Source organism: Streptomyces sp. NPDC003011, from assembly GCF_053591515.1.
Window position 1 is genome coordinate 16,701 of record NZ_JBSFTY010000107.1, and the last position, 11,458, is coordinate 28,158.

The following is an 11,458-nucleotide window of genomic DNA, read 5'->3' on the forward strand; positions in this document are numbered from 1 at the left end:
ACCTCCCTTACACCCGCGTCGACGCCGACGTGTAACCGACCGGAGGAGCCGCCGTGGCCGCCCAGTCCGAGCCCAGCAGTACGGACACCCAGCTGACCGGACCGAAGAAGCATCCGGTCGACGAGAAACTCCCCGCCCTCAGGATGGCGACCAGCGGTCTGCAGCATGTGGCCGCCATGTACGCGGGTGTGGTCGCCCCGCCTCTGATCGTCGGCGCGGCCGTGGGTCTGACCCCGGCCGAGCTGACCTTCCTCACCGGCGCCTGCCTGTTCACCGCGGGACTCGCCACCTTCCTGCAGACCCTCGGCATCGGGAAGATCGGTGCCCGCCTGCCCTTTGTCAACGGCGTCACCTTCGCCGGTGTCGCCCCGATGATCGCGATCGTCAACTCCACCGACGACAAGCGCGACGCACTGCCCGTCATCTTCGGCGCGGTCATCGTGGCGGGCGTACTCGGGTTCCTCGCCACCCCGTTCTTCAGCAAGGCGGTCCGCTTCTTCCCACCCGTCGTCACCGGCACGGTCATCACCCTCATCGGCATATCCCTGATGCCGGTCGCCTTCGGCTGGGCCCAGGGTCCCGATCCGGCGGCGGAAGAATACGGTTCGACAACGAACCTGGGCCTGGCGGGCGCGACCCTCGTCATCGTCCTGCTCCTGCGCCGCTTCACCCGTGGCTTCGTCAAACAGATCGCCGTGCTGCTCGGCCTGGTCGCCGGCACACTCGTCGCCATCCCGTCCGGCGCCACCGACTTCGCGCCGGTGGCCGACGCGGCGGTCGTCGGATTCCCCACGCCATTCCACTTCGGAGCCCCACAGTTCCAGCTCGCCGCGATCCTCTCGCTGTGCGTGGTGATGGTCGTCTCGATGACCGAGTCCACCGCGGACATGCTGGCGTTGGGGGAGATCGTCGACCGCCCGGCCGACGAGAAGACCATCGCGGCGGGGCTGCGCGCCGACACCCTCGGCTCGGCCGTCAGCCCGCTCTTCAACGGCTTCATGTGCAGCGCCTTCGCCCAGAACATCGGCCTGGTCGCGATGACCCGGATCCGCAGCCGGTACGTCGTGGCCACGGGCGGCGGCTTCCTCGTCCTGATGGGCCTGTGTCCCATGGCCGCATCACTGATCGCCGTGGTCCCGCGCCCGGTGCTCGGCGGGGCGGGCGTGGTGCTGTTCGGCTCGGTGGCCGCGAGCGGTATCCAGACCCTCCTCAAGGCGGGCCTGGAGAAGGACAACAACGTCCTGATCGTGGCGGTGTCGCTGGCCGTCGGCATCATCCCGATCACGGCGCCGGAGTTCTACCACGCGTTCCCGGAGACCGCGAAGATCATCCTGGACTCGGGGATCTCGACGGGATGCGTGGCGGCCGTCGTCCTGAACCTCGTCTTCAACCACCTGGGCGGGCAGCGGGAAGCCGACGAGGTGACGGCACCGATGGAGCCGGGCGAGGAGATCGCTGTGCAGCACACGGGCATGGGGTCCAGGGCCACCCCGGGGGTCTGACGCGCTTCCCGGCGGCGGCCACCGAGTTCACCGCCCGCCGTGCCTACTGCGCCCACTGCGTCGGCTGCCGCTAGGTGGCCGCTCTCTCGTCGGTGAACGAGCGAGCGGCCACCGGCCCGGGCCGTCCGGGGTGTCTGGGGTGCGCTTGGATAGCCACAGTGCGGCAGATGGCTGAGGTGATCACGGCGGAGGATCGGGACGGCCGGTCGTACGTGCGCAGGGCGATGAAGGAGCTGGCGGAGCTGGGGCTGGCGGAGACGAACGGCAAGGCGGGCAACCACCCGATCGGGAACCTGACTCCGGCGGGGCAGAAGGCTCTGGCCGACGGCAACGAGCTGCCTCCCCGACCGGAGGCCGGCACCGGAGCGAAGGCGGTGAAGGCCGGGTTCGGTCCGCACGGCGTCGCGGTGACGGACATGATCCTCGCCTACGGAGGCCGCAAGCACCTGACCAACTGCCAGGTGGAGGTCAACCACGCCATCAAGGAGACCGGCCTGAGCTTCAACACCGATGCGGTCCTGGCCTTGCCGACGAAGACCAGCGAAGTGTGCCTCTTCGAGCTCGACAACGGCACCATGTCCCAGGCCCGCCTCGCCAAGGAAATCTGGGACTACGAGCGCTACGCCGGGCACCCCGTCTGGGAAGGCGCCCGCGGCACGATCGGCGGCACGTTCCCGTTCTGGCAGCGCCACCGATACACCCGCTCCCAGCCCTTCCCGTGGCTGCATGTCGTCCTGGCGGGAAAGGAGGAGCACCTGCTCGACAACCGCCTCCAGGCGCTCGCCGACGACGTGAAGGGCATCGCCGTCGCGATCTGGGTGAATACCCTGCCCCGGCTCCAGCGCGGCGAGCCCTGGTACGAGATCGGCGTCGACGACCCGGACCGGCGCCGCCGACGCTACCCCGAACCCGCTGGCCGCTGGCCGCTGACGGCGCGAGCGACGCAGGGCACGTCCCGCCACGAAGGGGGCTGCCCGACGTCCGGCCCGGTGGGCGGAACGCGGCTACGCCATGGCGGGGGCCACAGTCTCAAGAACGGCGCGCTGCTGCGGGTCAATCGGGACGTCCACCTGGCGCAGCGAGCGAAGCGTGGCGCCTTCGGCGCACAGCCTGCACAGCCCGATCACCGGCATCGGACCGGCCCCGATCAGAGTGTGCGAGGAAGAGCTCTCGTAGACGGGTCGGTAGCAGCCGGGGCACAGTCGGCAGTCCTCGAGGTCGTCCGCCGGCGGCGCGTCCGGACCGAGCAGCGGCACGATCCGCAGGAGTCCCTCCCCGGCTTCGGCCCAGAGCCCCATTGGCCGTTCCCTGTTCGCGGAAGGTGTGGCGGCAGCCTCGCGTGGGGCACACCAGGCGCCGCACCCGCACACGGACCACCACCCGTCGCCCGTCGACCGGAACGTCGGCCACCGTCCGCCAGTGATAGCCGTGCACTCGTCCCGACGACGCCCCGCATGCTGGGCAGACCGCGGTGTCCAGCGGCGTCCGGGCCCGCACCACGATCCGTTCACCCTCGTCGGCCACATCCTCCATGACCAGCGGGGACAGACCCGAAAACACCGTCTGCACAGACTCGTTGACATCTATCACATGAAGGTCAACGAACCTCACGACTTCAGTCACCACCGCATGTGAGACAGGGCCTCATCCCTGATGGACCCGCGCGCGATGCTTCGGGCCGGGTCCGCCGGTTCCGCCTTGCACAGGTACCGTTCCGGCTCTCGTGGGTCGTTCGGTTGCCGGGCGGGCGCTGTTCGTCCGCCGCGTTGCACGTCGCCAGAGGCGGGGCAGGAAGGTGTAGAAGCGGTCGGGAAGGAACGCGGCGTCCGCGACGATCATCGCGCCGGAGAACAGGGGCAGCCCCATGAGTGCGGCGATGCCGATGTGCATGCTCAGCAGCATGGTGAGCACGGGGTACTTGAGCCGGCCGAAGAGGACGAACGGGAAGGCGACCTGCAAGAGCACGGTCAGGTAGCCGGCGACGGCGACCACGGGTATGTGCTCGTCCACGAAGTGGGAGAGCGCGGGCCAGGGCCGGAAGAGTTCGAGGTTCAGGACGTAGTGCAGTGCCGTGCCGCTGCTCCAGGAAGGTCCCTGGACCTTGTACAGGCCGGCTGATCCGTAGAGGAGGCAGACCTGTGCCGCGATCAGGAACATGCCGCAGTTGTGCAGCACGGTGACCAAGGTGGCCCGGGCGTCGCGCAGTTGCAGCGCGTAGGGATTCCTCGCCGGTTCCGGTGTGCTGTCCGCGCGGGCTGTCCTCGGCCTGTGTCTGCGGGCGTCCAGGGACCAGCGCCGGCCGCACGCGGTGAGAACCAGGTAGAGGGCCATCAGCAGGATCAGGTTGTCGCCCCCGTCCGTCATGAAGATCGCCCGGGCGTGGAACGAGGTCACCATGACGGCGAAGAGAACGGACAGGACGCGGGTCCGCCAGCCCAGCATGAACAACGCGGACGTGACGAGGGCCAGCACGTAGCAGAACTCGAAGTAGGCGTGGCCGTCGGACAGCGTCAGGATGCTGAACCATCCTGCTTGTTCGGAGAGTTGGCGTGCCAGAGCGGGCGTCCACGCGGACTCGGGACCCCAGATCTCGGCACGGTGCGGGAACTCCCGCAGCAGGAAAATCAGATAGAGCAGTCCGTATCCGATACGCAGCACCGACGCGGCGTACAGCGACATCGGGCGGCCGGTCAGGAGGTCCCATACGATGGTGGTCCGGTCGGCGAGCCACCGGTCGGCGCGGGCGGACGAGGTCTTCTGCGCCAGGCGCCGTCTGACCCCGGCGCCGCGCGTACGACGAAGCGCAGCAGCGAGCCCCGACCAGAACCGCGACCGGGGAGGCCCGACCGCGGTCACGGTGTGACAACACCGCCCTGGGCTTCAGCACCTTCGAGGTCCCGGAAGGATTGAAGATCGCCAAAGTGCGGTTCGCGATGAGTAGTGGTTTCTCCGGTAACACTGGTCAAGGGGTGGTGTCCTGACACTCATGTTGGCCAGAGACAACGGGGTCTCGCTCACTTTCTGACGGGGTGGGCGGTGATGACCAGGTTGGCTTGGTATTGCTTCGCTGTCTGGTCCCAGTCGGCGCAGGTGAGGAGTGTCAGCTGGGGGTGGGCGGTTGGGCCGTAGACGGTCTCGGAAGGCACAGAGCTCTTGGCGTAGACGTGCATGGCGGTGACGGTGAAGTGTGCGTCGCGGCCGTCTTCACGCTCGACGGTGATGCGGTCGCCCTTTCGCAGGGCGCCCAGGCTGTAGAAGGCGGCGGGGCCGCTGGTGGAATCCAGGTGCGCGGCCAGGATGGCGTTGCCTCTTTCACCGGGGGTGGCGGAGCCGGTGTACCAGCCGGCCCGGTCGGGGTCGGCTGGCAGGGCCACTGAGCCGTCCTTCGCGGTGCCGACCGCGTCCACGGGTGCGGTCAGGCCGATGTGCTTGGCGGTGATTCGGACCGGCTCGGAGGCGGGCAGCATCGGAGTGCCGCTGCCGCTGCCGCTGCCGCTGCCGCTGCCGAGGCCGAGGGCGGGTGTGGGCGGCTGGGCTTGGGCGCGGGCTGAGGGAGGCGGGGCTGGCGGTGGCTGTTGATGGGGCAGGAACGCGGCGGCCAGTAGGCCCAGTCCTGCGGTGGCGCATGCGGTGGCCGCCGCGGTGCCCACACCGCGACGGCCCCTGAAGCAGTGAAACGCCATACCGGCAGGTCAGCCCTGGCGGGCGCTGCGGCGGCGCAGCCCGTACGCGGCTGCGGCTGCGATGAGGAGGGCGCCGCCGGCGGCTGCGGTGGTGTTGACGGGGGTCTGGGTTCCGCCCTGGCCGCCGTGGACGGCGCCCTTGGCGGCCGTCTTCAGCGCCCCGCACAGCGCGGGGTTGGTGGCCTCGGAGGGCAGCGAGGGGTCGAGGTCGCTGGGGCCGAGGTTGTTGTCGTACTTGCCGTTGCCGTTGAAGTCGATTCCGTGGACGACGACGACGCCGGTGCCCTCGCGCAGGCTCTTGGCGGCCTCGTCACTGAGGTGGACGGTGCGCTTGTAGTGGACCTTGTCCCCGACGGGGAAGCGGTCCACCGCGAGCCCGGAGGACGGGCTGGTGTCGCCGGTGGTGGTCAGCGAGGTGCCGATGGCGCCGTAGAAGGGGGCGCCGTCGGTGGTGTTGAGGAACGTCTTGCCGTTGCGCGTCTTGGCGACCGTCTCGGGCGGGCAGACGCCCTTGGCGGCGATGTGGAAGTGCTGGGCGTGCGGGGCGCCGGCCAGCAGGCCGCTGTGCTTGACCGTCACGTGGGCGGTGTTGCCCTCCAGATGCACCATGGCGGTGCCTGATCCGGTCACCTTGTTGACCTTGAACGGGTTCAGCGTCGCGTGCAGCGATATCGCCTGGCCACCACTGGGGGTGTCGGCGGCCACCGCCGCCGGGGCAAGCGCGAGGGCGGGCGTCAGGGCAGCCAGTGCGGCCAGCGCACAGGCGGTCTTCTTCGTCATTCACGTCTCCACTGCAGAGAGGATCGGCGCGGTCCGCCCACCGCACGGGACACTGCTCCCCGACCCGTGGGGGCGACCGCTGCTACCAAGCAACGAACCTGCCTTCCCACCCGCCCCCGCGCCATCGTAGCCAGGGCGCTACCGATCCGTAGCAACCCTCACCCCAGTGCGCGAGGCACCGGCTGACGACTGCCGCCACGTCTGCTGCCTGCGGAAACACTCCCAGGTGACAGCTGGCTGCGTGACCGAGCACGGCGCTGGGTGCCTCTACGGCGAACGGGTGTCCTCACCACGTGACCTGGTCGGCGATGACGTGCACGCCCGTGGCGTCCGTCTGGGCCTGGCCTCGGTAGGCAGCGCAAGCGTGGTGCCCGGCCTTCTCTGCACTACCTTGAGCGAGGTGCGAGAGCGCCTAGGCGTGTCAGGGGCTCGGCGGGTTCTCGCGCTCGGGCTGGCCTCCTGGGCCCGAATTTCTCGTCGACCGGAGGGTCTCATTTACTGGGCGGCCTTCCAGTGCCCTACCGGTCCCGTGGCCCCGGCGGCTACGAGTGCTCGGCAGGCCTCAGGGACTCGGCGCGGTCAGGTACCGCTGGATCGTCGGTGCCAGCCATACCACGATCTCCGCCCGCGCCAGCCCCACCGCCGGCGGCATCCGCAGCACGTACCGCGTGAGCGCCAGCCCCAGCAGCTGCGACGCCATGAGTGCCGCCCGTGCCGGGACCTGCTCGGGGTCGGGACAAACCTGCCGGGCGACCGGCAGCAGCTGGTCCCGCAGGATGCCCTGTATGCGCTCCGCCCCGGCCTGGTTGGTCACGCCGACCCGCAGCAGGGCGGTGAGGACCTCGTTGTTCTCCCACATGTCGAGGAAGTGCTCGACGAGGATCCGCCCCGCGTCCTGCCGGCGGTCGGCCCCGCTTACGTCCGGCAGCCGCAGGTCGATGGCGACGGCCGCCGCGAAGAGGCCCTCCTTGTTGCGGTAGTACCGCATCACCATCGACGGATCGATGTTCGCGTCCTTGGCGATGGCGCGGATGGTGGCTCGCTCGTAGCCGTCGGTCGCGAAGCGCTCGCGGGCCGCCGCGAGGATCGCGCCGCGAGTGGCGTCGGAGCGCCGGGGGGCGCCGGAGCCGGGAACCGTGGAGGTGCTGTCGCTGCCGTTCATGCCAACAAGCGTAGGCCAACAGACGTAGGTCAACAAGCGTTCGTCAACAGCTGTTTGCCAACGACTGTTGACATCATCCTTGGTCTCTCGCTAACTTCGTCAACGAACGTTGGCCAACATTTGTTGGCAGCAGGTGATGGCAAGCAAGCGTTGGCAACAGGAGGCCTTCATGAACGGCACCGCCACCCATCGCACCGTGATCGTCGTCGGCTCCGGCCCCACCGGCCTCCTCCTCGCCGGTGACCTCGCCACAGCCGGCGTCACCGTGACCCTCGTCGAGAAGCGGCCGCGCAAGATCAGCAACCTCTCCCGCGCCTTCGGGGTGCACGCCCGCACCCTGGAGCAGCTCGACGCCCGCGGCCTCGCCGACGAACTCCTCACCACCGGGGACACCATCACCGGCCTGCGGCTCTTCCGCTGCCTCTCCCTCGATCTGAGCACGCTGCCCTCGCGTTTCCCGTTCCTGCTCATCACCCCGCAGTACGAGGTCGAGCGGCTCCTGGAGCGGCGAGCCCGGGAGGCTGGGGTCGAGTTCGCGTACGAGAGCGAGGTCGTGGGGCTGCGGCAGGACGACGAGGGGGTCGACATCGACGTGCGCGGCGCGGACGGGGCGGTCGTCACCCACCGGGCGGCGTATGTCGTCGGCGCCGACGGTCACCGGAGCGCCGTGCGGGAGGCGATCGACCTGGACTTCCCCGGGGTCTCCGTCATCAAGTCGCTGATTCTGGCCGATGTCCGGCTGGCCGAGAAGCCCGAGGGCGTCCTCACCGTCAACGGCCGCGGCGACGCCTTCGCGATGATCGCCTCCTTCGGCGACGGCTGGTACCGGGTCATGGGCTGGAACCGCCGCAACGAGGTCTCCGACGACGCCCCGCTCGACCTCGACGAGGTCAAGGAGATCACCCGCCGTGCCTTGGGCGCCGACTACGGCATGCACGACGCCCGCTGGCTCTCCCGTTTCCACAGTGACGAGCGCCAGGCACCGCACTACCGGGTCGGGCGGGTCTTCCTCGCCGGGGACGCCGCGCACATCCACTCCCCGGCCGGCGGGCAGGGCATGAACACCGGCCTCCAGGACGCCGCCAACCTGAGCTGGAAGCTCGCCGCGGCCGTCCAGGGCCGGGCGCCCGAAGGGCTCCTCGACAGCTACGAGACCGAGCGCCACCCGGTCGGCAGGGCGGTGCTGCGCAGCAGTGGCGGACTGGTCCGGCTGGCCCGCGCGCGGAATCCGCTGCTGCGTGCCGTCCGCGCCCTTGTCTCCGCGTTCGTCGACATGGCCCCGCCCGTCCAGCGCAAGGCCCTGGGTCAGATCACCGGGATCGGCTACGCCTACCCCGCCCCCCGCGGCGCCCACCGCCTCACCGGCACCCGCGTCCCCGACGTCGCCCTGAAGGACGGCCGGCTCTACGAGGCGCTGCGCGGCGGCCGGTTCGTGGTGATCACGCCCGGGACGTACAAAGGCCCCGGTGTCCGTGAGGGGTGGCTGACCGTGGAGCGCTGGGCGGACGACCGCCGGACGACCGTCCTGGTACGGCCCGACGGATATGTGGCCTGGGCGGCGGAGGGTGCGGACGCGGCGGGGATCGGGGAGGCGATGGCCCGGTATCTGGGCTAGGTGTATTGCCCTGTGAGGTTGGGGACGCGGCTGGCGGGTGGTTGGCCGTTCAGCGCGGTGTGTCCGCGGTGGTGATTGTAGGTGTGCAGCCACCTGGGGAACGCCGCGCGTCGTTCCTGCTCTGAGGGGTAGGGGCGGGCGTAGGCCCACTCGTCGAGCAGGGTGCGGGTAGGGTCGGCCGAGCGGCGAGGTCCCTGCTGGGCAGGGCCTTTTCCGCTCGGCCTCCCTCCGAACCGGACGGGCCCGATTTCCGAGCATCCGGCTCTCCAGTGACTACTGCGTGAGCATCGCGCTTGGCTTCCTGGTGTGGATGCGCTCGTGGCAGGCGCCGCAGACCACAAGGGCCTTGCGCCGGCGCCCTGCCATGATTTTCATCCAATCAGGGGACGGCCCATCCAGCCGGACGAGGTCGCTGAGTGACCTGATGTGGTGAACCTCCACCTCACCTGTCCGCTCGCAAACTTCACACCGATTCCCTTGGAGCCGACGGATCAGCTCTTTATGGGGGTAGACGGGACCGGTCAGACGGTCGGTCAGTTCCGCCGTCTTCTGCCGCTTGAGGGGAATCCCTCCGAATCGGGCCACCAGTTCTTTCCTGTTGTCCCGTGGCATACGAGCCTCGAAACAGGTGCGCGGCCCGTGGGGCGTCTGGACTTTGGCCTTGAAGCGGGCCGCCATCTTCGACACCGTCGAGCCGTGCTTTCGCGCCAGAGTCCGGAGCATGGAAGTCTTCATGACCCAGCGCAGCCGGTGAAGTCGGAAGACGTCACCGGCCATCAGGTAATACTGGACGACGCCCCGGTACTCGATGGCGAACTTCCCGACGATTACGTGATCGGTCTCGTTCACGAGTGAGTTCTGGCATGCGGGTTTTCCGCGCGCCATGTAGGGGGCGGACTTAGCTTTGATCACGTTGGCGGGCACGTGCAGGACGATCGTCCCGTTGACGGATCGGCGGTTACGCCGGTCTGTCACGGACGGTCGTCGCGTTCTGCGGTCTGTGCTCGCCGTCGATATCTCGTAGCCGAGGAATCGAGCCCTGCCCGTTCGGGCGTGGGTGATCAGCGTTTTCTCTTGCGACAGTTCCAGCTTGAGATCTTCACGCAGGAACGTCGCCAGCCGTCGTTTGATTTCTTCGGCCTCGGCCCTTGGCCCGACAAACCCGAGGAGGGTGTCGTCCGCGTAACGTACGTATCGCAGCCTCCGATAGTCAGCATCGTTGGGATCCTGGCTGGGGAGACGGTGCAGCTGCCGGTAGAGCGACCGCACTTCAGCACGGTCACCTTTGCGGCGGGCACGTACGATTGCCGACTCCACCCGGCGGTATTCCGTGCTGCGTGCTCGGAGCCTGCCTCGGGTGTATTCCGGGATCAGTGTCTGCTCGACGTAGGTGTCCAGCTTGTGCAGGTAGATGTTGGACAGGATGGGTGAGGTCACGCCGCCCTGCGGGGCTCCGCTCAGCGTCGCGTGCCAGATCCAGTCCTCCAGGTAACCGGCCGTCAGCATGTTCCGCACCAGCCGCAGGAACCGGCTGTCGTGGACCTTCTCGCCCATCGTCCGGAGCATGACCTCGTGGTCGAGGCTCCCGAAGCAGTCGGCGATGTCGCCCTCGATGAACCAGGTCGTCCCCGTCCAGGTGTTGGCCACTTCGCGCAGCGCGGTGTGGCAGCCTTTCCGGGGACGGAATCCGTGGGACCTGCCGGAGAAGACCGGCTCGTAATACGCCTCCAGCAGGAGTCGCACCACTTCGCCGACCAACTTATCCGACCAGGTAGGCAGGCCGAGAGGCCGAGTCTTCCCGCTCTGTTTCTTCGGGATATGAACTCGTCTCGCGGGGCGGAACCGATAGCGCTCGTGGCGCATCGCATCAATGATGCGATCGATCCGTCCCATCGACATGCCATCCACGGTCTCCTGCGTGACCCCCGGCGTCATCGCCCCCTTGTTGGAGTAGATGCGACCGTAAGCCAGTAGATACAACTGCGGATTGAACATTTGCCGATACAGTTCCTCGCACGGCAGACCGCGCCTGCCGCGCTCACGCAGGACACCCAGCACCGTTTCGGCGTTCTGCATTTCGCATACCTCCCGACTTCGGGTGTCCGATCACCTGGCCCCCTTCGCCCGATGCGGACGGCTTTCCCGTCCTCCTTGGCCGGTCGTGACTCCGGCGACTACTACGGGGCCTCCGTCACCATGGGGCTCGCGCCCGTTAGGCGATCCCACGTTCGTCTCTGTCGTACGTCATAGCGCGACGTAGGCGCCCCACTCATCTCCTTGAATGCCCTCATTGGGCATCGCTCCTGGCCCCGAGAGTTGCGGAGTCCGTTCAACGCGGTCTCCGCAGGGCTGGCGCCGGTTTCAGATGTCTTTCCGGCGGATGTGAACTTCCATCTCCTGGAGATTGGGATTCAGGCAATCAAGCCTTCGCCATATCGTGCGGGCCTTCCCAGCACACCGTCCCTAACACCTGAACCCGGCTGCTGGTTTTCTGGCATGCTCTTGTCCCCATCACCTTTCGGCTCCAGGTAAGCCATTAGGCCCAGGAGCCTCCCCTCGATTTCCTCCCGGCTATACCGGGGATACGACAGAGCGCCTCGTGGCGCACTTGAAGCGTTCGGCCTTGCCGTTTGTCTGGGGCCGGTAGGGCCGGGTGCGCTTGTGGGTGATCCCGGCCGCGGTGAGGGCGTCGCGCCAGTCGCGGGAGCGGTAGCAG

At 68.5% G+C, this 11,458-nt stretch carries 7 protein-coding genes and 4 pseudogenes; 3 read left to right on the plus strand and 8 right to left on the minus strand.

Going from position 1 to position 11,458, the window contains the following annotated elements; genetic code table 11:
• Positions 1-143 precede the first annotated feature (143 nt).
• A complete protein-coding gene (locus ACWD0J_RS36425) occupies positions 144-1,502 on the plus strand; it encodes a nucleobase:cation symporter-2 family protein (RefSeq protein WP_451500156.1) in 1,359 nt (452 codons plus the stop codon).
• A 92-nt stretch (positions 1,503-1,594) separates the two neighbouring features.
• Positions 1,595-2,155 (plus strand): annotated as a pseudogene (locus ACWD0J_RS36430) (replication-relaxation family protein); the annotation flags it as partial.
• A gap of 655 nt (positions 2,156-2,810) precedes the next feature.
• On the opposite strand, the pseudogene ACWD0J_RS36435 reads toward ACWD0J_RS36430, so the two are convergent.
• The 5 genes and pseudogenes from ACWD0J_RS36435 to ACWD0J_RS36455 form a co-directional block, all read right to left on the minus strand.
• Positions 2,811-3,035, minus strand: a pseudogene (locus tag ACWD0J_RS36435) (transposase family protein); the annotation flags it as partial.
• 111 nt (positions 3,036-3,146) lie between these two features.
• Positions 3,147-4,181: an HTTM domain-containing protein gene (locus ACWD0J_RS36440; RefSeq protein ID WP_451500157.1), complete on the minus strand. Its 1,035-nt coding sequence runs from the start codon at positions 4,179-4,181 to the stop codon at positions 3,147-3,149.
• Between the two features lie 335 nt (positions 4,182-4,516).
• Complete coding sequence (locus ACWD0J_RS36445) at positions 4,517-5,152, minus strand: sortase domain-containing protein (RefSeq protein WP_451500150.1); 636 nt, start codon at positions 5,150-5,152, stop codon at positions 4,517-4,519.
• Positions 5,153-5,194: 42 nt separating this feature from the next.
• The gene (locus ACWD0J_RS36450; RefSeq protein ID WP_451500151.1) at positions 5,195-5,965 is read right to left on the minus strand and encodes a hypothetical protein; all 771 of its coding nucleotides are present in this window, start codon (positions 5,963-5,965) and stop codon (positions 5,195-5,197) included.
• 562 nt (positions 5,966-6,527) lie between these two features.
• Positions 6,528-7,127, minus strand: a complete 600-nt coding sequence (locus tag ACWD0J_RS36455; protein WP_451500152.1) for a TetR/AcrR family transcriptional regulator — start codon at positions 7,125-7,127, stop codon at positions 6,528-6,530.
• Positions 7,128-7,296: 169 nt separating this feature from the next.
• On the opposite strand from ACWD0J_RS36455, the gene ACWD0J_RS36460 reads away from it, so the two are divergent.
• Positions 7,297-8,742 (plus strand): FAD-dependent monooxygenase, encoded by a 1,446-nt coding sequence (locus ACWD0J_RS36460; protein ID WP_451500153.1) that lies wholly within the window; start codon positions 7,297-7,299, stop codon positions 8,740-8,742.
• On the opposite strand, the pseudogene ACWD0J_RS36465 reads toward ACWD0J_RS36460, so the two are convergent.
• The 3 genes and pseudogenes from ACWD0J_RS36465 to ACWD0J_RS36475 form a co-directional block, all read right to left on the minus strand.
• Positions 8,739-8,909 (minus strand): annotated as a pseudogene (locus ACWD0J_RS36465) (integrase core domain-containing protein); the annotation flags it as partial. The gene ACWD0J_RS36460 and the pseudogene ACWD0J_RS36465 overlap by 4 nt on opposite strands.
• 106 nt (positions 8,910-9,015) lie before the next feature.
• Positions 9,016-10,818, minus strand: a complete 1,803-nt coding sequence (locus tag ACWD0J_RS36470; protein WP_451500154.1) for a reverse transcriptase domain-containing protein — start codon at positions 10,816-10,818, stop codon at positions 9,016-9,018.
• Between the two features lie 534 nt (positions 10,819-11,352).
• A pseudogene (locus ACWD0J_RS36475) lies at positions 11,353-11,458 on the minus strand (IS481 family transposase); the annotation flags it as partial.

Bases quoted from the DNA above. Each gene is read 5' to 3' on its own strand.
- ACWD0J_RS36425 (WP_451500156.1), top strand. From the start codon at position 144: ATGGCGACCAGCGGTCTGCAGCATGTGGCCGCCATGTACGCGGGTGTG.
- ACWD0J_RS36470 (WP_451500154.1), bottom strand. From the start codon at position 10,818: ATGCAGAACGCCGAAACGGTGCTGGGTGTCCTGCGTGAGCGCGGCAGG.
- ACWD0J_RS36450 (WP_451500151.1), bottom strand. From the start codon at position 5,965: ATGACGAAGAAGACCGCCTGTGCGCTGGCCGCACTGGCTGCCCTGACG.
- ACWD0J_RS36460 (WP_451500153.1), top strand. From the start codon at position 7,297: ATGAACGGCACCGCCACCCATCGCACCGTGATCGTCGTCGGCTCCGGC.
- ACWD0J_RS36440 (WP_451500157.1), bottom strand. From the start codon at position 4,181: ATGTCGCTGTACGCCGCGTCGGTGCTGCGTATCGGATACGGACTGCTC.
- ACWD0J_RS36455 (WP_451500152.1), bottom strand. From the start codon at position 7,127: ATGAACGGCAGCGACAGCACCTCCACGGTTCCCGGCTCCGGCGCCCCC.